This is a genomic window from Lentzea sp. NEAU-D7 (genome assembly GCF_026242055.1).
In the GTDB taxonomy this organism is placed as follows: domain Bacteria; phylum Actinomycetota; class Actinomycetes; order Mycobacteriales; family Pseudonocardiaceae; genus Lentzea.
In genome coordinates, this window is sequence record NZ_JAPJDL010000009.1 from 166,214 (window position 1) to 190,351 (window position 24,138).

General features: G+C 69.8%; 25 protein-coding genes. 19 read left to right on the forward strand and 6 right to left on the reverse strand.

Annotated features, from left to right (window positions below):
* Positions 1-6: 6 nt before the first annotated feature.
* The gene (locus tag ORI60_RS20035) at positions 7-810 is read right to left on the reverse strand and encodes a biotin--[acetyl-CoA-carboxylase] ligase (protein ID WP_266039154.1); all 804 of its coding nucleotides are present in this window, start codon (positions 808-810) and stop codon (positions 7-9) included.
* A 117-nt stretch (positions 811-927) separates the two neighbouring features.
* Here ORI60_RS20035 and ORI60_RS20040 point away from each other — a divergent pair, with 117 nt between their 5' ends.
* Together ORI60_RS20040 and ORI60_RS20045 are read left to right on the forward strand one after the other, a co-directional pair.
* Entirely contained in the window at positions 928-2,574 is a 1,647-nt protein-coding gene (locus ORI60_RS20040; protein ID WP_266039156.1) for an acyl-CoA carboxylase subunit beta, read from the forward strand.
* Positions 2,571-2,807 (forward strand): acyl-CoA carboxylase subunit epsilon, encoded by a 237-nt coding sequence (locus tag ORI60_RS20045; RefSeq protein ID WP_266039158.1) that lies wholly within the window; start codon positions 2,571-2,573, stop codon positions 2,805-2,807. Before ORI60_RS20040 ends, ORI60_RS20045 begins: the two co-directional genes overlap by 4 nt.
* Positions 2,808-2,814: 7 nt before the next feature.
* Here ORI60_RS20045 and ORI60_RS20050 read toward each other — a convergent pair whose 3' ends face one another.
* On the reverse strand, positions 2,815-3,201 hold the full coding sequence (locus tag ORI60_RS20050) for a hypothetical protein (protein WP_266039160.1): 387 nt from the start codon (positions 3,199-3,201) through the stop codon (positions 2,815-2,817).
* 77 nt (positions 3,202-3,278) lie between these two features.
* On the opposite strand from ORI60_RS20050, the gene ORI60_RS20055 reads away from it, so the two are divergent.
* From ORI60_RS20055 to ORI60_RS20065, 3 genes are all read left to right on the forward strand, one after another.
* Positions 3,279-4,703 carry an MFS transporter gene (locus tag ORI60_RS20055; protein ID WP_266039162.1) on the forward strand — a complete coding sequence of 475 codons (1,425 nt, stop codon included), beginning with the start codon at positions 3,279-3,281 and terminating at the stop codon, positions 4,701-4,703.
* On the forward strand, positions 4,663-5,262 hold the full coding sequence (locus ORI60_RS20060; RefSeq protein WP_266039164.1) for a Maf family protein: 600 nt from the start codon (positions 4,663-4,665) through the stop codon (positions 5,260-5,262). Before ORI60_RS20055 ends, ORI60_RS20060 begins: the two co-directional genes overlap by 41 nt.
* A gap of 181 nt (positions 5,263-5,443) precedes the next feature.
* The gene (locus ORI60_RS20065; protein ID WP_266039165.1) at positions 5,444-6,730 is read left to right on the forward strand and encodes a dicarboxylate/amino acid:cation symporter; all 1,287 of its coding nucleotides are present in this window, start codon (positions 5,444-5,446) and stop codon (positions 6,728-6,730) included.
* On the opposite strand, the gene ORI60_RS20070 is transcribed toward ORI60_RS20065, so the two are convergent.
* Complete coding sequence (locus ORI60_RS20070) at positions 6,727-7,383, reverse strand: hypothetical protein (RefSeq protein ID WP_266039167.1); 657 nt, start codon at positions 7,381-7,383, stop codon at positions 6,727-6,729. The genes ORI60_RS20065 and ORI60_RS20070 overlap by 4 nt on opposite strands.
* A 133-nt stretch (positions 7,384-7,516) precedes the next feature.
* On the opposite strand from ORI60_RS20070, the gene ORI60_RS20075 reads away from it, so the two are divergent.
* From ORI60_RS20075 to ORI60_RS20115, 9 genes are all read left to right on the forward strand, one after another.
* Positions 7,517-9,283: an acetyl/propionyl/methylcrotonyl-CoA carboxylase subunit alpha gene (locus tag ORI60_RS20075; protein WP_266039168.1), complete on the forward strand. Its 1,767-nt coding sequence runs from the start codon at positions 7,517-7,519 to the stop codon at positions 9,281-9,283.
* 82 nt (positions 9,284-9,365) lie between these two features.
* Positions 9,366-9,605, forward strand: a complete 240-nt coding sequence (locus ORI60_RS20080; RefSeq protein WP_266039169.1) for a hypothetical protein — start codon at positions 9,366-9,368, stop codon at positions 9,603-9,605.
* A gap of 276 nt (positions 9,606-9,881) precedes the next feature.
* Positions 9,882-10,268 carry a DUF1707 SHOCT-like domain-containing protein gene (locus ORI60_RS20085; protein ID WP_266039170.1) on the forward strand — a complete coding sequence of 129 codons (387 nt, stop codon included), beginning with the start codon at positions 9,882-9,884 and terminating at the stop codon, positions 10,266-10,268.
* Positions 10,247-11,023: an HAD family hydrolase gene (locus ORI60_RS20090; RefSeq protein WP_266039173.1), complete on the forward strand. Its 777-nt coding sequence runs from the start codon at positions 10,247-10,249 to the stop codon at positions 11,021-11,023. The genes ORI60_RS20085 and ORI60_RS20090 overlap by 22 nt, the downstream gene beginning before the upstream one ends.
* A gap of 10 nt (positions 11,024-11,033) precedes the next feature.
* Entirely contained in the window at positions 11,034-11,600 is a 567-nt protein-coding gene (locus ORI60_RS20095) for a GNAT family N-acetyltransferase (protein WP_266039175.1), read from the forward strand.
* Positions 11,601-11,606: 6 nt separating this feature from the next.
* Positions 11,607-12,194 (forward strand): DUF3558 domain-containing protein, encoded by a 588-nt coding sequence (locus ORI60_RS20100; RefSeq protein ID WP_266039177.1) that lies wholly within the window; start codon positions 11,607-11,609, stop codon positions 12,192-12,194.
* A 97-nt stretch (positions 12,195-12,291) separates the two neighbouring features.
* Entirely contained in the window at positions 12,292-12,657 is a 366-nt protein-coding gene (locus ORI60_RS20105; RefSeq protein WP_266039178.1) for a transcriptional regulator, read from the forward strand.
* Between the two features lie 2 nt (positions 12,658-12,659).
* On the forward strand, positions 12,660-13,880 hold the full coding sequence (locus ORI60_RS20110; RefSeq protein WP_266039180.1) for a PPE domain-containing protein: 1,221 nt from the start codon (positions 12,660-12,662) through the stop codon (positions 13,878-13,880).
* Positions 13,880-14,686 carry an ESX secretion-associated protein EspG gene (locus tag ORI60_RS20115; RefSeq protein ID WP_266039182.1) on the forward strand — a complete coding sequence of 269 codons (807 nt, stop codon included), beginning with the start codon at positions 13,880-13,882 and terminating at the stop codon, positions 14,684-14,686. The genes ORI60_RS20110 and ORI60_RS20115 overlap by 1 nt, the downstream gene beginning before the upstream one ends.
* Positions 14,687-15,828: 1,142 nt before the next feature.
* On the opposite strand, the gene ORI60_RS20120 is transcribed toward ORI60_RS20115, so the two are convergent.
* On the reverse strand, positions 15,829-16,278 hold the full coding sequence (locus tag ORI60_RS20120) for a gamma-glutamylcyclotransferase family protein (protein WP_030478530.1): 450 nt from the start codon (positions 16,276-16,278) through the stop codon (positions 15,829-15,831).
* Positions 16,279-16,386: 108 nt separating this feature from the next.
* Here ORI60_RS20120 and ORI60_RS20125 point away from each other — a divergent pair, with 108 nt between their 5' ends.
* The 4 genes from ORI60_RS20125 to ORI60_RS20140 all read left to right on the forward strand — a co-directional run bounded on the left by ORI60_RS20125 (position 16,387) and on the right by ORI60_RS20140 (position 19,747).
* A complete protein-coding gene (locus ORI60_RS20125) occupies positions 16,387-17,790 on the forward strand; it encodes an NAD(P)H-quinone dehydrogenase (protein WP_266039185.1) in 1,404 nt (467 codons plus the stop codon).
* Positions 17,791-17,834: 44 nt separating this feature from the next.
* Positions 17,835-18,422: a class F sortase gene (locus ORI60_RS20130; RefSeq protein ID WP_266039186.1), complete on the forward strand. Its 588-nt coding sequence runs from the start codon at positions 17,835-17,837 to the stop codon at positions 18,420-18,422.
* Between the two features lie 16 nt (positions 18,423-18,438).
* A complete protein-coding gene (locus ORI60_RS20135) occupies positions 18,439-19,137 on the forward strand; it encodes a hypothetical protein (RefSeq protein ID WP_266039188.1) in 699 nt (232 codons plus the stop codon).
* A gap of 70 nt (positions 19,138-19,207) precedes the next feature.
* Complete coding sequence (locus ORI60_RS20140; RefSeq protein ID WP_266039189.1) at positions 19,208-19,747, forward strand: sortase domain-bontaining protein; 540 nt, start codon at positions 19,208-19,210, stop codon at positions 19,745-19,747.
* Between the two features lie 43 nt (positions 19,748-19,790).
* On the opposite strand, the gene glpK is transcribed toward ORI60_RS20140, so the two are convergent.
* Both glpK and ORI60_RS20150 read right to left on the reverse strand, forming a co-directional pair.
* Positions 19,791-21,299 carry a glycerol kinase GlpK gene (gene glpK, locus ORI60_RS20145; protein ID WP_266039190.1) on the reverse strand — a complete coding sequence of 503 codons (1,509 nt, stop codon included), beginning with the start codon at positions 21,297-21,299 and terminating at the stop codon, positions 19,791-19,793.
* A gap of 13 nt (positions 21,300-21,312) precedes the next feature.
* Entirely contained in the window at positions 21,313-22,056 is a 744-nt protein-coding gene (locus ORI60_RS20150; RefSeq protein WP_266039191.1) for an MIP/aquaporin family protein, read from the reverse strand.
* Between the two features lie 284 nt (positions 22,057-22,340).
* Between ORI60_RS20150 and glpD the strand changes: the two genes are divergently transcribed.
* Positions 22,341-24,050, forward strand: a complete 1,710-nt coding sequence (gene glpD / locus ORI60_RS20155) for a glycerol-3-phosphate dehydrogenase (protein WP_266039370.1) — start codon at positions 22,341-22,343, stop codon at positions 24,048-24,050.
* Positions 24,051-24,138 lie beyond the last annotated feature (88 nt).

The window sequence follows — 24,138 nt, forward strand, 5'->3', positions numbered from 1 at the left end:
CCCTAACTACGCAGAGCGCAAATGCACCACGTCACCAGCGGACACGCCGTGGTCCACCCCGTCGGCGCCGCGCACGACGAGCGTGCCGTCGGCCTCGATGCGCTGCGCCACCCCGAGAAGCTCGACACCACCCGCGAGTTCGACCCGCACGTTCTGCCCCACGGTCGACGAGTGCTCCTCGTACTCCTCCAGCACACCGGACTCGACCGCGTCGCCGCCGTTCTTGCGCCACACGCCTTCCAGCCCGGCCAGCTCGACCAGGAGCCGAAACGCGAGCTCGCCGCGGTCGAGCTCCGCGGCGCCCAGGTCCTCCAGCGACGTCGGCGCGAGACCGCCCGGCGCGGGCTCGACGCCGGACGGCAGCTTCGCCACGTTCAGGCCGATGCCGACCACGACCGCGCCGTCGGCGGTGATCTCGGACAGGATCCCCGCGCCCTTGCCGGGCCCGGAGCCGAGCAGCAGGTCGTTCGGCCACTTCAGCGTCGCCTCGACACCGACCGACTGGGTGACGCGCACCAGGGCCAGCCCGGCGATCAGGTTCAGCCACGGCAGCCGCTCGGCGGGCACACCGGCCGGGCGGAACAGCACGCTGAGGTAGAGGCCACCGGCGGGCGACGACCAGCTGCGGCCGCGCCTGCCCTGCCCCGCGCTCTGCTCCAGCGCGATCAGCACGGTGCGGTCCGCGGCGCCGGAGGCGGCGAGATCCGCGTTGGTGGACGCCGTGGTCTCGACGACGTCGAGAGCGGCGTAGGGGCCGTTGGGTGCGACGAGCCGCGAGCGCAGCTCCTCGGCGTCGAGTGCGGTGGTCATCGCGCCAGGTTATGGGAACGGAAGAGAGTACGTGCGATCGGAGATCGCCGACAGGTTGCCGTGACCTGGACAACTGCACGGGGCAGTTCAGCAATGGTCTCGTTAGGCTGCGAGCCCATGAGCAGTGCGACCGAGCCGATCGGGCACGTCCCCACCGGCGCTTCAGGCGCCCCGGACGTCCACACCACCGCGGGCAAGCTCGTTGACCTCTACCGGCGCAACGACGAGGCGGTTCACGCCGGCTCGGCACGCGCGGTCGAGAAGCAGCACGCGAAGGGCAAGAAGACAGCCCGCGAGCGCATCGACCTCCTGCTCGACCCCGGTTCGTTCGTCGAACTGGACGAGCTCGCCCGCCACCGCTCCACGAACTTCGGGCAGGAGCGCAACCGGCCGTACGGCGACGGCGTGGTGACGGGCTACGGCACCGTCGACGGCCGTCCGGTGTGCGTGTTCTCCCAGGACGTCACCGTCTTCGGCGGCTCGCTCGGCGAGGTGTACGGCGAGAAGATCGTCAAGATCATGGACCTGGCGATCAAGACCGGCCGGCCGATCGTCGGCATCAACGAGGGCGGTGGCGCGCGCATCCAGGAGGGCGTCGTCTCGCTCGGCCTCTACGGCGAGATCTTCTCCCGCAACGTGAAGGCCTCCGGCGTGATCCCGCAGATCTCGCTGATCATGGGCTCGAACGCGGGCGGGCACGTCTACTCCCCCGCGCTGACCGACTTCGTGGTGATGGTCGACCAGACCTCGCACATGTTCATCACCGGCCCGGACGTCATCAAGACCGTCACCGGCGAAGACGTGACGATGGAGGAGCTCGGCGGCGGTCGCACGCACAACACGAAGTCCGGCAACGCGCACTACCTCGGCGGCGACGAGGAAGACGCGATCGCGTACGTCAAGGAACTCCTGTCGTACCTGCCGTCGAACAACCTCTCCGACTCGCCCACGTTCGAGGGCACGCTGCCCGAGGGGTCGCTCTCCGACGCGATCACGGACGAAGACCGAGAGCTCGACACGCTGATCCCGGACTCCGCGAACCAGCCGTACGACATGCACGAGGTCATCAACCGCGTGCTCGACGACGGCGACTTCCTGGAGGTGCAGTCGCTCTTCGCGCCGAACATCATCGTCGGCTTCGGCCGCGTGGACGGCCACTCCGTCGGCGTCGTCGCGAACCAGCCCACCCAGTTCGCCGGATGCCTCGACATCAACGCCTCCGAGAAGGCCGCGCGGTTCGTGCGCACCTGCGACGCGTTCAACATCCCGGTGCTGACGTTCGTCGACGTGCCCGGCTTCCTGCCCGGCACCGACCAGGAGTGGAACGGCATCATCCGGCGCGGCGCCAAGCTGATCTACGCCTACGCCGAGGCCACCGTCCCGCTGGTCACCGTCATCACGCGCAAGGCGTACGGCGGCGCGTACGACGTCATGGGGTCCAAGCACCTCGGCGCCGACATCAACCTCGCGTGGCCCACCGCGCAGATCGCCGTCATGGGCGCGTCGGGTGCGGCCAACATCGTGCACCGCAAGACCCTCGCGGCCGCCGGTGCCAACGGCGAGGACGTCGACGCCCTGCGCGCGCAGCTGCAGCAGGAGTACGAAGACACGCTGTGCAACCCGTACGTCGCCGCTGAGCGCGGCTACGTCGACTCGGTGATCCCGCCGTCGTACACCCGCGGCTACGTCGCGCGGGCGTTGTCGATGCTGCGGGACAAGCGCGAGACGCTGCCGCCCAAGAAGCACGGGAACATCCCGCTGTGACCGCGCCGGACGAGAAGCCCCAGGAAAAGCCGCTGCTCAAGGTCGTCAAGGGCACGCCGGACGACTACCAGCTCGCCGCGCTGACCGCGGTCGTCGCCGGGCTGGCCTCGGCCGCGCCCGTCGAGGACGCGCCGAAGCGGCGTTCGGAGTGGGCGAACCCGGCTCGCCGGGTTCGCCGGCCGTTGCAGCACGGGCCGGGCGCCTGGCGCGCCTCCGCTTTCCCCCCTGCTTGACCGCAGGTCAGCAGGGGACGCGACGGCTGGTCACGTTCAGGCCGACGGCGACCTCGCGACAGCGGGTCTCGCCGTCGACCTGCATCTTCAGCGTCCAGAACGCGCTGCCGTAGGCGTGGGTGCGCCGCAGCACCTGCACGCCGGAGTGGTCGAGCGGCAGGTCGGCGCGCACGGCGGGCACGATCTGCCTCAGGAGTGCGTTCTCCGCCCGATCGGCGGTGTCGGCGAACGGCCAAATGGGCACTCCATAGCCGATCGGGTCACTCGCGAGCACGCTTCCAACGCCCCACGATCCAATGAGGCCGCCGAGCACGACGAGCAGTGCCGCGATCCGTCTGCGCTTGCCTTCGCGATCGGAGCCGCGTTCGGTGAGGACAAGCACCCAGCGCTTCACTCTTCCGAGAGTGCCGACCGAAGAGGTGATCGCGCATCAGCAGTACTACTCAAACGGACCGTGCGAACTGGCGGACCGTGTACGCGCTGTGCATCGGCTTCTTCATGACGCTGCTGGACACGACCATCGTCAACGTCGCGCTGCCGTCGATGATCACCGACCTGAACGCGTCGCTGAACGACGTCATCTGGGTCGTCAGCGCCTACCTGCTCGCGTTCGCGGTGCCGTTGCTGCTCACCGGGCGGCTGGGTGACCGGTACGGGCCCAAGCGGCTCTACGGCATCGGGCTCGTGCTGTTCATCGGCGCGTCGCTGGCCTGCGGCCTGTCCACGAGCGCGGACGCGCTGATCACCGCGAGGGTGTTCCAGGGCCTCGGTGCCGCGGCCATGACCCCGCAGACGATGGCGTTCATCACGCACCTGTTCCCGCCGGTCAAGCGGGGTGCGGCGCTCGGCATGTGGGGGTCGGTGGCCGGGCTCGCGACGGTCTCCGGGCCGTTGCTCGGCGGGGTGCTGGTCACGCACCTGGGCTGGGAGTGGATCTTCTTCGTGAACCTCCCGATCGGTGTCCTCGCGGTGGTGCTGCTTTTCCTGTGGGTGCCCGACCTGCGGCCGGACCGCGCGCCGAAGTTCGACGTGCTCGGCGTCGTGCTGTGCTGCCTCGGCCTCGGCCTGCTGGTCTTCGGCATCCAGAACGGCGAGCACTACCAGTGGGGCCGGGTCGCGGGACCCGTCACGATCACCGAGGTCATCGCCGCCGGCGTGCTGTTCCTCGCGCTGTTCGTGCTGTGGCAGGCGTCCTCGCGCAACCCCGAGCCGCTGATGGCGCTGCGGATCTTCCGCAACCGCAACTTCTCGCTCGGCAACGTCGCGAACGTCGCCATCGGCATCACGGTGACCGGGGTGTTCGTGCCGCTGGCGCTGTTCCTGCAGACCGTGCCGAAGCTGTCCCCGCTGATGACGGGCCTGGTCACGGCACCGGCGTCGCTGATGTCCGGCGTCGTGGCGATCTTCGCGGGACGGCTGTCGAACCGGGCCGACGCCAAGTACCTGCCGATCACCGGGTTCACCCTGATGGCGCTCGGCATCGTCGCGATGACGTTCCTGCTGGGGACGGCTTCCCAGAATGATGGAGCACAGTGGGTGCTGCTGCCGTCGATGATCGCCCTGGGCATCGGCATGGGGCTGGTGTTCTCGCCGCTGACGAACATCTCGACGCGCACGCTCGACAGGTCGCTGCTCGGCGCCGGGTCCGGCATCTACAACACCTCGCGGCAGTTCGGGAACGTGCTGGGCAGCGCCGCGACGGCGGCCGTGCTGCAGGTCGTGCTGGCCGCCACGGGCGACTTCACCGCGGCCGTGCGGGCCGCGTTCTACCTGCTGCTGGCGGTGCTGGCGGTCGGCATCGCCGCCGCGTTCGCCTTTCGCCGGGTCGCCGCGGCGAGCGTGACAGACTCGGCCCGTGCGTCTGATCCTGGCCTCCCAGTCACCCGCCCGTCTTAGCGTCCTGCGGTCCGCGGGCATCGAACCCGTGGTCCGGGTCTCCGGTGTCGACGAGGACGCGTTGGTCGAGTCGCTCGAGAACCCGACGCCGGAGGAGACCGTCGTCGCGCTGTCCGCGGCCAAGGCCGAGGCGATCGAGCACGACGACGAGTGCGTGGTCGTCGGCTGCGACTCGATGCTGCTGTTCGAGGGCGAGCTCGTGGGCAAGCCCGGCACGCCCGAGGTCGCGCGTGAGCGGTGGCAGCGGGTGGCGGGCAAGAGCGGCGTGCTGATCACCGGGCACACCGTGCTGCGGGTCTCCGGAGGCGTCGTGACCGACCGGGCCTCGGCCGCCGAGTCGACCACCGTGCGGTTCGGCACGCCGTCGGAGGAGGAGCTGGAGGCGTACATCGCGACGGGTGAGCCGTTGCACGTCGCCGGCGGCTTCACGATCGACGGGCGCGGCGGCTGGTTCATCGACGGCATCGACGGCGACCACACGTCCGTGATCGGCATCAGCCTCCCCCTCACCCGCAGGCTGCTGAGCCAGGTGGGTGTCTCCGTGTCCACACTCTGGTAGCGCTGGTCACAGTTCACCTGATCGGGGAAGACTGCCCTCGACGCCGACGTTGAGGGCAGCGGTGAACGAGTACTTGACGCGTCGCAGGCACATCGACCTGGCACGCAGGACGAGCACGGGCTGTCGGAGCTAAACGCTTCCGACGCCCCCTTTCGCTCATCCCTGCCCAGGAGATGTTCCAGTGTCGTTCGTCCAGACGTACCGCAAGCCCAAGGTCTTCGGACTCACCGTTCTCGGCGCGCTCGTCCTCGGCGCGCTCGCCGGCTGGCTCGGCAAGGGCACGTGGCTCGCGCCCGTCCTCGCCAAGATCGGCTCCACCTTCACCGCGCTGCTCCAGCTGACCGTCATCCCGCTGGTGTTCACCGCGATCGTCGTCGGCATCGCGTCGCTGCGGAACCTCGGCGGCGGCCGCACCGCCGCGCGTCTCGGCGGCAAGACGTTCCTGTGGTTCGCCATCACGTCGTTCGTCGCGGTGCTGATCGGCATCGCGGTCGCCGCGGTCCTCAAGCCCGGCGCGGGCCTGCAGATCGAACCCGCCGCGGGTGCCGTCGACAAGCTCGCCAAGCGCGCGTCCGGCTCGTGGCAGGCGCTGCTCGACAACCTGGTGCCCACCAACATCTTCAGCGCGTTCACCGAGGGCGACGTGCTGCAGGTCGTGTTCATCGCCGTGCTGGTCGGCTTCGCCGCCTACGCGCTCGGTGAGAAGGCGGCGCCGTTCACGAACCTGGTGAGGTCGTTCTTCGAGATCGTCCAGAAGGTCGTCGGCTGGATCATCCTGCTGGCCCCGATCGGCATCTTCGGCCTGATCGGCAACGCCGTCGCCTCCTACGGCAACTCGTTCGTGAAGCCGCTGTTCTCGTTGATCCTGGCCGTGTACCTCGGCACCGCGCTCGTGCTGTTCGTCGTCTACCCGGTCCTGCTGAAGTTCGTCGGCAAGACCTCGCCGGTCGAGTTCTTCCGCAAGGCCGGCACGGCGCTGCAGTTCGCGTTCGTCTCGCGTTCGTCCGGCGCCACGCTCCCGTTGTCCCGCAAGGCCGCCACCGACCTCGGCGTCCCGAACGAGTACGCGAACTTCGCCGTGCCGCTGGGCACGACGACCAAGATGGACGGTTGCGCCGCGGTCTACCCGGCCGTCGCGACGATCTTCATCGCGAACATGTTCGGCATCCAGCTCTCGGTGTGGCAGTACGTCGGCATCGTGCTCGTCGCCGTGTTCGGCGCGCTGGCGACGGCCGGGACGACCGGCTGGTACACGATGCTCACGCTGACCCTGAGCGTCGTCGGCCTGCCGCCGCAGGTGATCGCGACCGGTGTGGCCGTGGTCTACGCGATCGACCCGATCCTCGACATGATGCGCACCGCGACCAACGTGGCCGGTCAGATCACCGTGCCGGTGCTGGTCGCGCGCGGCGAGAACCTGATCGAGGAGCCCGCGGCTCCCGCCGAGAAGGACCTCGTCAACGCCTAACCGTTCGCGCAGGGGCGCAACTGCGACAACTTCGGCGCCGGTGCGGGCCAGCCAGCGAGCTGCTCCCGTGCCGGCGCCGGCGTCGTGCAGCCGATGATCGGCCCGAGCGCCGAGAACACCTGCACGAACGAGTTGTTGCACTGACCGTCGCAGCCGCGCTGGGCCGAGACGACGTCCGCCGTGCCGTCCTCGTTGACGTCGTGCAGCCCCAGGTACCCGGCACTGGACAGATAGGCGGCCTGCGCGCGCGACCACGTGCCGTCCTTGCGGATCAGCACCTCGCCGAGCACCTTGCCGTTCTGCTCGCCGCGCACGAGGCACACGCTGATGGTCGCCTCCGAGCACAGCAGCGACTGGCCGTTCACCGTCGCGCCGGACTCGGCGATGGTCATCTCGAAGACGAACGGGCCCGACTCACCGGTCACCCTGATCCGCCCGCCGCCCGTCCCGGAGAGCAGCTCGACGAGGTCCTTGCCGACCGATCTGCCGATGACGACCTGGCAGACGGTGGTGCCGCAGCGCATTCCCGGGTCGATGCCGGACTGACCTGAATCGGTGCCGTTCGGGCGCTGGAAATAGGCGAACACGAGTCCCGCGACGAAGATCGCGGCGGCTACGACGGCGACCACCTGCACGGACCTGTTTCCACCCACATCGCAGATTGTGCTCGACGGCCTCACGATGGATGTGAAGTGAGCCGTCTCTCCCTCTCGGAGTTCGTCGATTTCCGTAGACTGCGGCACCAGCCAGAGCCGTAATTGCCGGTCCAGCAGGAGGTACGACGCCGTGTCGCTGCGCAAGGTCCTCATCGCCAACCGCGGTGAGATCGCCGTCCGGGTCATCCGCGCCTGCCGTGACGCCGGGCTGACGAGCGTCGCCGTCTACGCCGATCCCGACCGCGACGCGCCGTTCGTGCGGCTCGCCGACGAGGCGTTCGCGCTGGGCGGCAACACGCCCGGTGAGAGCTACCTGTCGTTCGAGAAGGTGCTGGCGGCCGCCGCTCAGTCCGGCGCCGACTCCGTGCACCCCGGCTACGGCTTCCTGTCCGAGAACGCCGACTTCGCGCAGGCCGTGATCGACGCCGGTCTGGTGTGGATCGGCCCGACCCCGCAGGCGATCCGCGACCTCGGCGACAAGGTGACCGCGCGGCACATCGCGATGCGCGCGGGAGCGCCGCTGGTGCCCGGCACCAAGGACCCGGTCAACGGACCGGACGAGATCATCGCCTTCGCGTCCGAGCACGGCCTGCCGGTCGCGATCAAGGCGGCGTTCGGCGGCGGTGGCCGCGGCCTGAAGGTCGCGCGCACCCTCGAGGAGATCCCCGAACTGTTCGACTCCGCGGTCCGCGAGGCCGTCACGGCGTTCGGCCGCGGCGAGTGCTTCGTCGAGCGCTACCTGGACAAGCCGCGTCACGTCGAGGCGCAGGTCCTCGCCGACACCCACGGCAACGTGATCGTCGTCGGCACCCGCGACTGCTCGCTGCAGCGCCGCCACCAGAAACTGGTCGAGGAAGCGCCCGCGCCGTTCCTGACCGACGAGCAGCGCGCCACGATCCACTCGTCGGCCCGCGCGATCTGCCTGGAGGCGGGCTACCACGGCGCCGGCACCGTCGAGTACCTCGTCGGGATGGACGGCTCGATCTCGTTCCTGGAGGTCAACACGCGCCTGCAGGTCGAACACCCGGTGTCGGAGGAGACGACGGGCCTCGACCTGGTGCGCGAGCAGTTCCGCATCGCCGCCGGCGAGAAGCTGCGGTTCACCGAGGACCCGACGCCGCGCGCGCACTCCATCGAGTTCCGGATCAACGGCGAGGACGCCGGCCGCGGCTTCCTGCCCGCGCCCGGCACGGTGACGACGTTCGTCGCGCCGTCCGGCCCCGGTGTCCGCGTCGACGCCGGTGTCGAGTCGGGTTCGGTGATCGGCGGGCAGTTCGACTCGTTGCTGGCCAAGCTGATCGTCACCGGCGAGACCCGCGAGGAGGCCCTGGCGAGGGCGCGGCGCGCGCTGGACGAGATGGTCGTCGAGGGCATGGCGACGGTGCTGCCGTTCCACCGGGTGATCGTCCGCGACGCGGCGTTCACGGCCGAGAAGCCCGAGGGCTTCACCGTCCACACGCGCTGGATCGAGACGGAGTTCGACAACCAGATCGCGCCGTTCGCGGGTGCCGCCGAAGCTGCGGACGAAGAGACGCCGCGGCAGACCGTCGTCGTCGAGGTCGGCGGGCGTCGTCTCGAGGTGTCGCTGCCGGGTGACCTCGCCGTCGGTTCGCGGCCTGCCGCCACGGCCGTGAAGAAGCCGAAGGCGAAGCGCGCGGGTGGCAGCGGTGCGGCCGTGTCGGGTGACGCGGTGGCGGCGCCGATGCAGGGCACGATCGTGAAGGTGGCCGTCGAGGACGGGCAGACCGTCGAGGCGGGTGACCTGATCGTGGTGCTGGAGGCCATGAAGATGGAGAACCCGGTGACGGCGCACAAGGCCGGCACGGTGACCGGGCTGGCGGCTGCGCCCGGCGACCCGATCACCCAGGGGACCGTGATCTGTGAGCTGAAGGACTGAGCGGGCGGGCTTGCGCGGGGGTCCCCTTGGGTGGTGGGTCCCCCGCGACCCAACCTACTCAGGGGGTCTGACAGTCGCGGCGGTGTTGGAGCGGCTGGGTGAGGCGGCTGGGTGGGGCGGCTGGTTGACGCGGCCGCTGGTCAAGGGCTGCTTGGTCGAGGGCCGCTGGTCGACGCGGCTGGTGAAGGCCGCAGCTGTGTTCTGGCCGCAGGCTGTGTTCTGGCCGCAGGCCGCGTTCTGGCCGCAGGCCGCGTTCTGGCCGCAGGCCGCGTTCTGCGCGCTGAAAGCCAGAGCACCCAGGCTTCCGCAGGGGTCCCCCTGAGTGCCGGGTCCCCCGCGACCCAACCTACTCAGCAGGTCTGACACCCGCGGCTGGGTCGAAGCAGCTCACCGAGGCAACGGGCTGCCTTCTGCGAACCGAAGAACAGAGCGTGCAAGCTCGCGCAGGGGTCCCCTCGCGCAGTGGCTCCCCCGCGACCCAACCTACTCAGCGGGTCTGACAGTCGTGGCGGCGTCGAGGCGGCCGACGGGAAGCGTCGGACGGTGATCTGCGCGCTGCGGGACTGACCGGCCTCGCCGCTCACCTACGATTGAGTTCGTGAGCGACCCGAGCAGGGACATCCGCATCGGTGACACCGAGCGTCAGCAGGCGTTGCAGGTGCTCGGTGAGCACATGAGCGCGGGCCGCATCGACATCAACGAGTACGGCGACCGGTCCGCGAAGATCACCACCGCGAAGACCCGCGGCGAGCTGATGGCCCTGTTCTACGACCTGCCGGATCCGCGGCCGCAGTTCGTCGCGCCCGCGCCGATGTTCAACGAGCCCGCCAAGGCACCCGCGCGCCGGTGGGAGAGCGCGGTCGTGCCCGTGGTGGGCATCGCCGTGGTGATCCTGTTCTTCGCGCTGGTGAAGAACCCGCTGATCTTCCTCCTCGTCCCCGCCGTGGCGATCCTGTGGGGCCAGTGGAACGGACGCCGACGCTGAAACCCCTGCTGTTGCTGGACCTCGACGGCGTGCTGCGGTCCTTCCCTCCCCTGTCGGACGAGCTGGCCGCGATCGCCTTCGAGCCGTCGTTGCTGCGCCGCGCGGTCACCGGGGAGATCTCCGACGAGCAGTGGCGGCAGGCGGTCGGCCCTGACTTCGCGGCCACTTCCGGCGAGGTGATCCCCGAGGCGCTCGCGCTCGTGCGGGTGGCCCGGCGGCAGTGCTTCGTGGCGTTGCTGTCCAACGCGACCACCCGGCTGGAGGCGGATCTCGCGCTGCTCGGTCTCGACGGCGAGGTCGACGCGGTCTTCAGTTCCGCTCGGCTCGGTCTCGCGAAGCCGGATCCCGCGATCTACCGCAGGGTGCTGGACGAGCTCGGGTACTCGACGGGCGTGTTCTGCGACGACGACGCGGAGAACGCGGCCGCCGCCACCGCCGCGGGCCTGGACGGTGTGCACGTGCCGGACACGGCGGCGTTGCGGACGGCGCTGGCGGTGCGCGGGCTGATCCCGCCGACCGTGTTGCTGATCCTGCCGGACCGCGACGAGGCCGAGGAGCTGGCGGCGTCGCTGCTGGAGGCCGGTTGGGGGCCGTGCGCCGTGCACAGGGACATGCTGGCGGGCGAGGACGACGCCGAGGACGTGGACTGGGTCATCGAGCTGACGACCGCGCCGGACGGTCTGCCGGCGTCCGCTCACCGCGGCGCGCTCGACGACCTGGCCGAGCAGCACGACGGATTCACGGGCGAGGGTTAGCCTCCTGGCCGTGGAGCCAGTTGAGATCAACGCGGGTGAGTACTACCTGCGCGCTTTTCGCAGCGACGACCGCATCGACGACGTGCCGGTGCTGGCCGAGGCGTTCGCGGACCCGGAGACCAAGCGGTACATGCCACGCCTGACCGGGGACGACGCGCCGTCCGCCGAGACGCTCGTGCTGCTGCTGACCGACGGCTGGGAGAAGGACTACCGCTGGTCGTGGGCGGTGTGCGAGGCCGTCACGGCGGAGGTGATGGCCGGGATCGTGATCCACAACGTCGACCACCACCTCCTCTCGGCCGAGGTGATGTGCTGGAGCCAGCCGAAGCACCGCGGCAAGGGCGTGCTGCCCGCCGCGCTGAACTCTGTGCTGGGCTGGGTCTACGGCGCGATGGAGATGCATCGGGTCACTTATCGGCACGCGGTCTCGAACACGGCGTCACAGCGAGTCGCGGAGAAGTGCGGATTCACCCTGGAGGGTCGTCTTCGCGAGGAGGCGATAGTCGATGATCAGCGCGAAGACCAGTTGCTGTGGTCACGGCTGGCGTCGGATCCCTTCCCAGAGCAGCTACGGTGACCGGCCATGCGGACCACCGGGCTCCTCATAGTCGCGTTGGCGCTGGCCGGATGCACGGCGCCGCCCCAGCAGAGTTCCCTGACCACCCCGCCGTCTCCGCCGCCGCCCTCCCCCACGACGACGCCCTCCGTGCTCGACTTCCCGCAGCGTCCGCGCGCGCTGCCGCTCGACGGGGTCGACCCGTGCGGGGTGCTCACCGCTGACCAGCGCACGTCGCTGAGCCTCGACAACCCACCCAGCGCGTACGTCGAGCCGAGCTTCGGCGGTGCGCGGGCGTGCACGATCCGCAGCACGACGAGCGGGAACGTGGCGAGGATCGCACTCGTGCTGGTCTCGGGTGCCGACGTGTGGCTCTCGGAGAACGCCCAGGTCGACTACACCGTGAGCGCGATCGAGGGGTACACGGCGATTACTGTCCGCACACCCGACGTGAACAACGCCTGCAACGTCGAGGTGGACGTCGCAGACGGGCAGTTCCTCGACGTGATGTTCCGGGACGGCGGCAATTCCACTGCGGTGCAACAAGATCATCTTTGCCTCGGAGCACAGCGGGTGGCAGAGGCCGCGATGGCCAGTTTGCTCCAGAAGCGCTGACCCACACGGGCGGATGTCACTGATCGCACTCCACAGCGTTACCTTCAGTGGTTAGAGTGTCGAAGCGCTTGTAAGCACAACCGCCGGAGGTTTCACGATGCCGCCAGGGGGACGCAGCGGGGCAGACACCTCGCCACCCGGCCAGCACCAGTTGAACGTGGAGCCGGAAGCGATTCCCGCGTTGCGCAACACGTTCTCGGCCGCCCTGATCAAGCTGGACAAGCAGATCGAGATGGCGATCACCGAGTTCCGCGTGCGCCCGTGGGCCGGCGACCCGGTCAGCGCCGAGGCCGCCGAGAAGTTCAACGACCGTTCGATCGCGGACGGTGACTCGGCGCTGCAGGCGCTGCTGAACTACCAGCGCCAGCTCAAGACCGCGATGGACAACCTCAACCAGATCGAGCGGCAGTACAACGTGGTCGAGGGCGACAACACCGGCATGATGAACAAGAGCGGGTGCTGACGATGAGCGACCACCGCTGGCAGGGCTACAGCCACAAAGAGCTGTACGAACGCATCCACTCGGGTCCCGGCGCCTCCGCGTCGTTCGCGTCGATGGAGCGCTGGCAGGGCGTCTCGGCCGCGCTGTCCGAGATCAACGACGACCTGCACAAGGGCATCTCGCTGTCGGGCGCGAAGTGGCAGGGCAAGGCCGCCGACATGGCGCAGGCCGGCCTGAACCCGATCGCTGCCTGGGCGGACGGAGCGCGCACCGGCGCGGACGTCATGCGCTACTCGGCCGAGCTGCAGGCCGGTTACGTCTCGAAGGCCCGCGCGGACATGCCGGCGCCGGTCAAGGTGACCGCCGAGCAGCCGGGCGCCCTCGTCACCGGCCTCACGCACCTCTTCGGCGGCCAGACCGACCACGAGAAGCAGGAGGCGGCCCAGGACGCCGCCGAGCGCCGCGCCCGTGAGGTCATGTCGACCTACGCGTCGTCCACGACGGCGAACACCTCGACGCTCGGTCAGTTCACCCAGCCGCCACAGCTGCAGATCAGCGGCACCGGCCTCACGCACGGCGGTGGTGCGCAGATCGGCACGGCCGCGGTCTGGGGCATCGGCCCCAACGGGACGGGTGGCAGCGCGACGCGTGGCCGCACCTCGTCCGGCACGCGCGGTTCCACCGCCCCGCCTCGTGGCGGCACGCCCGCGCCGGGTTCGACGACGCGCACCACGAGCACTGGCACCGGCACCGGCGTCGGTACCGGCGCTGGTACGACGAAGGGCTCGTACACCTCGTTCTCGTCGACGGGCACCAACGGCACCGCCGGGCCTGGCGGCACGGGCACCGCGGGCGTCGGCCTGCCGGGCCAGCGCACCTCCGGCCGTCCGGGATCGACCACCGGTTCCGAGCCGAAGCAGATGGAGGACGGCGCGACCGCGGCCTCCAGCGCGGCCGCCATGGGCACGGTCATGAACCAGGGCCACGCCGCCGGCGTCTCGGGCGGGGCGGGGTCCGCGATGGGCCCGATGGGCACGGTCGGCGCCTCGAACAACGACCAGGTCCACCGCAGGGCCGTACCGATGCCGCCGGCCTTCGACCCGTTCGGCGGCATGGGCCCGCGCAAGGGGGAGGAAGAGGAGGACTTGGAGCACAAGGCCGCCGACTACCTCCGCGAGCGCGACGACATCTACGGCGTGGGCAGCTACACGCTGCCCGTGATCGGGGAGAGCACGACCGACTGATGACTCTGTTCGGCTTGGACGTCGGGGCGAGCGACACGCGCGACCCGGTGGTCATCTCCACGCTGGAGTTCGACGTCCTCTGGGAGCACCTGGGCCTGGAGACGATGCCGCTCGTCCTGAAGGTCCCGTCACCGGGCAAGACCACGGAGGAACGCAGGGCCATCGAGGACCGCGTCTGGCTCCAGCTGGGCGCGCGCGGCCTCGGCGGCCCCCGTTCCCTGGACCCGACCCTCGAGGACCTGCTGCACGTCCTGAACCGCCCGCAACAGGAGATCGACGCCCGCATGTGGCTGCACGAACGCAGCCTCCGCGTCCTGGCCGCGGGCAAGGGCCAGGCAGGCGTCCTGGCGGTCCTGGACGGCACCCAGCTAATCCTGCGCCCGGCAGAAGCCGACGGACTCCCCCGCGAGGCCCTGACGGCCCTCCCCACCGCCCCGGCGGGCGAGGGCCACTCCATCACCCTCCCGTCAGCAGACCTCGACGCAGCAGCAGCCTCAGCGAGCACCCCGGAAGAGCTGGAAGAAGCACTACGGGGCACCCTGCGCCCCGACGACGCCCACACCCTGGCCGAGATGATCCGCGACGCCTCGAACCGAGGCCAGTTCGGCGCGGCGGCCCGCGACAAGTGGGGCAAACGAGTCCGCCCGGACCGCGTGGTCGCGTTCTACGACACCCCGAAGGGCCGCTACCTGCAGATGCGCAGGGCGGCAGACGGCCAGCCACCCTGGTCGACGATCACGCCGATCGACTACCGCCGCATGCACCACCACCTGGTGGAACTGCTGGCAGAGGCCGCAGGCGCCTGACAAGTCCGCCCTCGCCCGGCCGGGACGGGGACGGGCGAGGGCAACCACCCGCCAAGGCACCGCACTACCGGCGCGTCGACACCCCGGCCAACCACAACGACCGCTCGCCCACGGCACGGCAGGGGCGATCGGCGAGCCGAGCCACCCTGCGGCCAACCACAACGGCGCAGCCGAGACGTCCCGCCACACGCAAAGGGCAACAACCAAGCCACCCCTGCCACCACGGCGACGCCGGAGGCGAGGCATTCCTCCACACCCGAAGGGCGACGGCGGAGCCGGGCCGCTCTTTGACCAGCTTCGACGACGCGGGCGAGGCATCCCTCCGCACGCAAAGGCGACGGTAGAGCCGGGCCGCCCTTCCGCCAACGCCAACGCCAACGACGCAGGCGAGACATCCCTCCGCACGCGACGGCGACGGTGGAGCCGAGCCACCCTTCCTCTGATGGCGATGGAGATGGCGATGGCGTCCCTGCACGCGCAAAGGGCGACGACGGAGCCAGCCACCTGCTGCACCCAACCGACGCAACGGCGGAGCCGAGCGCCCCTCCACAAGACACGGGCGATGGCGAGCTGAGCACCCCTTCGGCCCACACCAATGGCGCAGCCGGGGCGTCACTCCACGCGTGAAGGGCAACGGCGAAGCCGAGCCGCCCTTCCGCCAGCGGCAATGGCGCAGCCGAGGCGTGTGAACCTCTCAGCGCTGGTCAAGCGGTGGTGACGCAACCCCGACGGCGATTGGGGCTTGACCTTGAGTGGGCGGGATGCTCCCCTCATGGGCACGGCCGGGCGCTTTTCAGCCCGGCCTTTTCCGGCCGTCTCAGCATCCCGCCAGAGGCTCAAGGTCAAGCCCCAATCGCTATCGACGCGCAGCGGCGATGACCGGCACCGGCCCGGTACTGCCCGAGGGACCACCCACGCAAGGTGACCGGAGCGCACGGCAGGTGACCACCCCGCTGGAACCGGCGACAAGCCAACGCAAACCGACCCGCGCACTACCCCACACACGCAGAGGCGACCCACGGCAGGCGACCACCCAGCTGCGAAACGCGATGAACGCCCGCAAACGAGCCGGCGCAGCACTACCCCGCCAGCCCAGGCACCAGCCAAGACGCCCAGCTCAAGCCCAAGCCCTCAACAACCCGTCAGGGCCCGATCCCCTGACAAGGCCGGGTCCGCAGGTCGTTGACGTAGTCATCAGGCGCCCCAGCAGCCTCAGCGGCGTCCGCGACCACCCCGATGTACCGGGCAGACGGCAGCCCGCCCTCATAGGCGTCCAGCACGTAGAGCCAGGCCACGACAGACCCCTCCAGGGTCTGCACCCGCAGCCGGATCTTCTTGTAGAGCCCGAGCGCGCCCTCCCACCGGTCCAGCCGCGACTCATCGCGCGGGGACACGTCGTAAAGCACGCAGAACGTCTGGTGGTCTGGCTCCTCGACGATCGTCGCGAGGGCGCCCTCCCAGCCGAGGTCCTCGCCACCGAACGTCATGCGCCAACCAACGAGCCAGCCGGTCCCCGCGAGCGGGGAGTACGGGGCTCGCTCCATCATCTGGTTCGGATCCATGTTCGACCCGTACGCGGCATAGAGCGGCACGTCCGACAGCGTAGCGACACGGCGATCAGCTTTCGGTACTGACGACACGGTCGATTCGGTCAACGCGTACGGTTGTGCCGGCCGACAAGCACGCAGAAGGGACTGATCGTGACCCGCATCGTCATCATGGGCGGCGGCCCCGCAGGTTACGAGGCAGCCCTGGTCGCTGCGCAGCACGGTGCCGACGTGACCGTCGTCGAGAACGACGGCGCGGGTGGCGCGTGCGTGTTGTACGACTGCGTGCCGTCCAAGACCTTCATCGCCTCCGCTGGCGCTCGCAGCGCCTTCCGCAATGCCGGTGAGCTGGGCATTCAGACTCACAACGAGCAGGCCGCCGTTGATCTGCCGGTCGTACACGGACGGGTGAAGGGCCTGGCTCTGGCCCAGTCCGCGGACGTCCGGGCGCGTCTTCAGCGGGAGGGCGTGCGGCTCATCAACGGGCGCGCGAAGTTCGTCGACGACTCGCGCGGGCTCGCCCAGCACCAGGTCGTGGCGACCGCCGCGAGCGGCGAGGAGGAAGTCCTCAACGCCGATGTGGTGCTCATCGCAACCGGCGCGACCCCGCGCGTGTTGCAGGGCGCGGAGCCCGATGGCAAGCGGATCCTCACCTGGCGGCAGATCTACGACCTGCCCGAACTGCCCGAGCACCTCGCGGTGATCGGTTCCGGTGTCACCGGTGTCGAGTTCGCCAGCGCCTACACCGAGATGGGCGTGAAGGTGACGATGGTCTCGAGCCGGGACCGGGTGCTGCCCCACGAGGACGCCGACGCGGCCGTGGTGCTCGAGGACGTGTTCGCCGAGCGCGGCACGGCCGTCGTCAAGCACGCCCGCGCGGACAAGGTCGAGAACGTCGGCGACGGCGTGCTGATCCACCTGGAAGACGGTCGCACGATCGAGGCGTCGCACGCCCTGATGACCGTCGGTTCGGTGCCGAACACGAACGACATCGGTCTCGACAAGATCGGTATCGAGCTCGGGCGTGGCGGGTACATCCCGGTCGACCGGGTCAGCCGGACGAACGTCAGCGGCGTCTACGCGGCCGGCGACTGCACCGGTGTGCTGCTGCTCGCGTCCGTCGCCGCCATGCAGGGGCGCATCGCGATGTGGCACGCGCTGGGCGAGGGCGTCAGCCCGATCAAGCTCAAGACCGTCGCCGCGAACGTCTTCACCAACCCCGAGATCGCGAGCGTCGGCATCAGCCAGCAGGCGATCGACTCGGGCGAGGTGCCCGCGCGCACGATCATGCTGCCGCTCGCCACGAACCCCCGCGCCAAGATGGAGGGTCTGCGCCGCGGCTTCGTGAAGCTGTTCTGCCGCCCGGCCACCGGCGTGGTCATCGGCGGTGTCGTCGTGGCGCCGAACGCGAGCGAGCTCATCCTGCCGATCGCGCTGGCCGTGCAGAACCAGCTCACCGTCGAGCACCTCGCGACGACGTTCTCGGTCTACCCGTCGCTCTCGGGTTCCATCACCGAGTCCGGCCGCCAGCTCATGCGGCACGACGATCTCGATTAGGTAACGCACGGCAACGATGCCCCGGACACCGACGTGTCCGGGGCATGCGTTCGTTCTGGGGGTTGTTCACAGCGTTGGTGCTGCTGACCGGTTGCGCCAGAGCTTCCGACCTCACGCTGCCCACCGCACCGGTTCCGACCCGGCAGACCTCCACCTCACCGTCCGTTGCGGACAGGGGTCTGCCGCCGTCGGAACCGACGGAGGTGCGCATCCCGAAGATCGGCGCGAAGTCCTCGCTCGTCCCGCTGGGACTCAACCCGGACGAGACGATCGAGGTGCCTCCGGTCGAGCAGCCGATGCAGGCCGGCTGGTACCGGCTCGCCCGCACACCGGGTGAGACCGGGCCCGCCGTCATCCTCGGTCACGTCGACGGCGGCAAGCAGCCGGGAATCTTCCTGCGCCTCAAGGAGCTCACCGAGGGCGACGAGGTCGAGGTGTCCAGAAAGGACGGATCCACGGCGCGGTTCCGCGTGCGTGCGACCGAGCAGATCGCCAAGAGCAGCTTCCCCACGGAGGCCGTCTACGGCGACACCGGCGAACCCGAGCTGCGGCTGATCACCTGCGGTGGCGGCTACGACCAGGCCGCCCGCAGCTACCGCGACAACATCATCGTCTACGCGACGCTGATCTGAGGGAGGGAACGACCACATGAGAACAGCCATGACCACCGCGATCGCGTTGTCGGCGACCGTGGCGTTCACACCGCCCGCGACGGCACAGCAGGAACCCGCGCTGAAGATGGAAGAGACCGTGGCCAACGGCAGGACCATCACCGCGCTGGCCGGGCCCTGCAAGACGTACTCCGAGGTCACGTCGCCCGGCCTCGACGGTCCGATCGTGCTCAGCCCGAGTTCGGAGGATCCCACCAAGGGCTACGGCGTCGGCCGGGTCACCACCGAGGCGGGCACCTACACGGCCTCCGTCCAGTGCGACGGCAGGACGCTCTCGGCGCGGTTCACCGTGCTCCCGCTGGTGATCCAGTGGTACCTGTACCCGGAGGAGGTCGAGCCCGGCGGCACGATCACCGCGGGCGGCGACATGCACACCGGTTGCCGGGCGTCGGGACCGCTCGAGTCACCTGGGTTCGCGGAGCCGCTGCGGTTCACCCGCGGCGGCAACTTCGGCCGCTTCAGCGGTGACACCAAGGCGATCACCACCCCGGGCACGTACGAGGTCGTCTTCCAGTGCGCCGACCGCCCCGAACGCAGCGTGAAGACGTTCCGGATCCTCGGCACGCCGCCCACCACGACCACACCGCCCAGCACCACCTCGCCCAAGCCGAAGCCGAAGCCGGTCGTCAAGCCGAAGGGCGCACCGGAGACCGGCGGAGGCGGCACCGCGCCGTAATGATGATCACGGTTCGGACCTGTCCCGGCAGGACGCGCAACTAACCCACGAGATGTGCGTCAATGGGTTCGTGGGGACTCGTGTCTTGATCGCGGTGCTGTGCGTGGCATTGGCCACCGCCGCCTGTTCGCAGGGGCCGGCACCGAAGCCGTCGGCGGCGACGAGCGACAGCGCTCCGCCGCCGGTGGTGTCACCGCTCGGCAAGTCCGATCCGATGGAACTGCGGATCGAGCGGATCGGCGTGCGGTCGTCGCTGGTCGCGCTCGGCCTCGACCAGCAGGGCGCCGTCCAGATGCCGCCTGCCAACGAGGGCATGCAGGCCGGTTGGTACCAGACGCAACCCCAGCAGTGGATCATCGTCGGCCGGATCGAGAGCAACAAGGCCAGAGGCGTCTTCTACCGCCTGAACGACCTGACCGAGGGCGACCTGATCGAAGTGTCCAAGAAGGACGGTTCGCTCGCCAGGTTCAGCGTGACGCGCACGGAGAGGATCATCCGCGACGACTTCTTCGCGGAGGCCGTCGCGCGGGACGAGGACGAGCAGGGGCTGCGGCTGATCACGTGCGGCACCCGCGACAACGTGATCGTGCACGCAACCCCTGCCCCGTGACCGTTCGCCGGTTCGCGCCGGTCGTCAGGTCACGACCTGCGACTCACTCCTCGACCCAGTCGAAGGTCTTCGTCACGGCCTTCTTCCAGTTCGCGTACTCGGACGCGCGGCGGGACTCGTCCATCTGCGGCTCCCACTGCTTGTCCTGCGCCCAGTTCTCGCGGATCTCGTCCTCGGTCTTCCAGAACCCGACCGCCAGACCGGCCGCGTAGGCGGCACCCAGCGCGGTGGTCTCGGCGACGACCGGCCGGATGACCGGAACGCCGAGGATGTCCGCCTGGAACTGCATCAGCAGCTCGTTCACGACCATGCCGCCGTCGACCTTCAACGCGGTCAGGTCGACGCCCGAGTCGGCGTTCATCGCGTCGAGCACCTCGCGGGTCTGGAAGGCCGTCGCCTCCAGCACGGCCCGCGCGAGGTGGCCCTTGTTGACGAACCGGGTCAGGCCGACGATCGCGCCGCGGGCGTCGGAACGCCAGTACGGCGCGAACAGGCCGGAGAACGCGGGCACGAAGTACGCGCCGCCGTTGTCCTCCACCGAACGGGCGTGCTCCTCGATCTCGGCCGCCGAGCCGATCATGCCGAGGTTGTCCCGAAGCCACTGCACCAGCGAACCGGTGACCGCGATCGAGCCCTCCAGGGCGTAGACGGGAGCGGCCTCACCGATCTTGTAGCAGACGGTGGTGAGCAACCCGTTCTCGCTCATCACCTTCTCGGTGCCGGTGTTGAGCAGCATGAAGTTGCCGGTGCCGTAGGTGTTCTTGGCTTCGCCCGGCGAGAGGCAGGCCTGGCCGAACGTCGCCGCCTGCTGGTCGCCGAGGATGCCCGCGATCGGCACGCCGGCCAGCGCACCGCGTTCGCGCACCTGGCCGTAGACCTCGGACGACGACCGGATCTCCGGCAGCATCGACATCGGAATGCCCATGTCGGAGGCGATCGACTCGTCCCACTGCAACGTGTCGAGGTCCATCAGCATGGTGCGCGAGGCGTTCGTCGGGTCGGTGACGTGCACGCCGCCGTCGGTGCCGCCCGTCATGTTCCACAGCACCCACGTGTCCATGTTGCCGAACAGCAGGTCACCGGCCTCGGCACGTTCCCGAGCGCCCTCGACGTTGTCGAGGATCCAGCGGACCTTGGGCCCGGAGAAGTAGGTGGCCAGCGGCAGGCCGACCTTCTGGCGGTAGCGCTCCTGCCCGCCGCCGAGGTTGCCCAGCTCGGTGACGATCTTGTCCGTGCGGGTGTCCTGCCACACGATGGCGTTGTAGACGGGTTCGCCGGTGTTCTTGTCCCACACCAGCGCGGTCTCGCGCTGGTTGGTGATGCCGACCGCGGCGATGTCCGAAGTGGACAGATCGGCCTTCGCGAGCGCGCCGGCGGCGACCTGGCGGGTGTTCTGCCAGACCTCCTTCGGGTCGTGCTCGACCCAGCCGGCCTTCGGGAAGATCTGCTCGTGCTCCTTCTGGTCGACCGCCACCACCCGTCCGGCGTGGTCGAAGATCATGCACCGGGTCGACGTCGTGCCCTGGTCGATCGCGGCCACGTACTGCGTCATGCGAGAAGTCCTTTCAGACCGGGAGAACCAGGAAGAGCAACGCGGCCAGCGCGCCACCCACGAGCGGGCCGACGACCGGGACCCATGAATAGCCCCAGTTGGCGTTGCCCTTGTTGCGGATCGGCATCAGGAACGCGTAGGCGATGCGCGGACCGAGGTCGCGCGCCGGGTTGATGGCGTAGCCGGTCGGGCCACCGAGCGAAGTACCGATGACCAGCACGACGAACGCGACACCCGCGTACCCGAGCGCCGAGTTGCCGAACTGCGGAACCCCGTCGGCCGACTCCTTCGCGCCCGGCGACAACAGGATCCACAGGACCAGCACGAACGTGCCGATGATCTCGGAGACGAGGTTCCACGGCGCGCTCGGCACCGTCGGGCCGGTGGAGAAGATGCCGAGCGTGTTCTGCGGTTCGTCGTGCGTGTCGAACTGCAGCTTGTAGGTGGCCCAGCAGAGCATCGCGCCGACGATCGCGCCGACCATCTGCCCGAGGAAGTACACAGGAACGTCGCCCCACGGCGTCTTGTCCGCGACGGCGAGGCCGAGCGTCACCGCGGGGTTGAGGTGCGCCCCGCTGGGGTTGGCGATGCTGGCGCCGGCGAAGACCGCGAAGGCCCAGCCGACGTTGACGAACAGGAAGCCCGTGCTGTTGCCGAGCGTGTTCTTGAGCACCTGGTTCGCGACGACACCGGTGCCCAGGAGGATGAGGACCGCGGTCCCCAGCATCTCCCAGACGAAGATCGAGCCTGCGCTCATCGTCGACCTCCACTCGTTTGCGGCCAGACAGGACGCGCAAACCCGAGGTCAGGGCCGCGCCGCCCGCCTGCAACGTGCTCGGACGCTATTACCGGGCTGATCAGTTGTCCATGGCAAGCACCCGCAGTCGGGCCATTTTCAGGCCGTACGGTTCTGGACCGCGCGCCCGTGGGCGGGAGGCGGTCGCTGAAGGTAGCGTGAAGCGAAGTCGTAGCAGGGAGGCGTCTGTCGTGGCCACGCGCAAGAACGCAGCTGCACCACCACGAACCCATGCCGAGCCGCCGATCACCGGCCGGCTCGGGCCTGCCGAACGCGAGGAAGCCTGGCAGCGGCTGGGGGCCGAGACGTTCGACGTCGTCGTGATCGGCGGCGGTGTCGTCGGCGTCGGCGCGGCGCTCGACGCGGCCACCCGAGGCCTCAGGGTCGCGCTCGTCGAGGCCCGTGACCTGGCGTCCGGCACGTCGAGCCGATCGTCCAAGCTCTTCCACGGCGGCCTGCGCTACCTGGAGCAGCTCGAGTTCGGCCTGGTCCGCGAGGCACTGCGCGAGCGCGAGCTGATGCTGACGCGCATCGCCCCGCACCTGGTGAAGCCCGTCGCGTTCCTCTACCCGCTGAGCAACCGCGTTTGGGAACGCCCGTACACGGCGGCCGGGCTGTTCCTCTACGACACGATGGGCGGCGCCCGGTCCGTGCCGGGCCAGAAGCACCTCACCCGAGCGGGTGCGCAGCGGCTCGTCCCGGCGTTGAAGCGCGACGCGCTGATCGGTGGCATCCGCTACTACGACGCCCAGGCGGACGACGCCCGGCACACGATGATGGTCGGCCGCACCGCCGCCCACTACGGCGCCGTGGTGCGCACGTCGACCCAGGTCGTCGGGTTCCTGCGCGAGGCGGACCGCGTGTCCGGCGTGCGGGTGCGCGACGTCGAGGACGGGCGCGAGGTCGACGTGCGGGCGCACGCGGTGATCAACGCGACCGGTGTGTGGACGGACGAGCTGCAGCGGCTCTCGGGCTCGCGCGGCCGGTTCCGGGTGCGGGCGTCGAAGGGCGTGCACATCGTCGTTCCGCGCGACCGGATCGTCGCCGAGGCCGGCATGATCCTGCGGACCGAGAAGTCCGTGCTGTTCGTCATCCCGTGGCGCAACCACTGGATCGTCGGCACCACGGACACGGACTGGAACCTCGACCTGGCGCACCCCGCGGCCACCAAGCACGACATCGACTACATCCTCGAACACGTCAACTCGGTGCTCGCGACCCCGCTGACGCACGACGACATCGAGGGCGTCTACGCGGGCCTGCGGCCGTTGCTGGCGGGCGAGTCCGACTCGACGTCGAAGCTCTCGCGCGAACACGCGGTGGCGCGCGTCTCGCCGGGACTCGTCGCGATCGCGGGCGGCAAGTACACGACGTACCGGGTGATGGGCGCGGACGCCGTCGACGCGGCGCAGGTGGACGTGCCCGGCCGCATCCAGCCGTCCATCACCGACAAGGTGCCGCTGGTCGGCGCCGACGGCTACCACGCGCTGGTCAACCAGGCCGACCAGCTGGCGACCAAGCACGGCCTGCACCCGTACCGCGTCCGGCACCTGCTCGACCGCTACGGCTCGCTGGTGCACGAGGTGCTGTCGCTGGCTGCGGACAACCCCGAGCTGCTCAAGCCGATCCCGGCCTCCCCCGACTACCTGCAGGTCGAGGCGGTGTACGCGGTCTCGCACGAGGGCGCGATGCACCTGGAGGACGTCCTCACCCGGCGCACGCGCATCTCCATCGAGTACGCCCACCGCGGCGTCGACTCGTCGGAGGCGGTGGCCAGGCTGATCGCGCCGATCCTCGGGTGGGACGAGGACGCGATCAAGCGCGAGGTCGAGGTCTACAACGTCCGCGTCGAGGCCGAACGCACCTCGCAGACCAAGAAGGACGACCAGGCGGCGGACGCGGTCAGGGCCGCGGCACCGGAGGCCCGTCCCCAGCTGACCGAACCCGTGAGCTGACCCGGACAGCACTGTGGCGGGGGGGGGGGGGGGGGGGCGCCGCCCCCCCCCCCCCCCCCCCGCCGGGGGTGCGGGGAGGGGGGGGGGC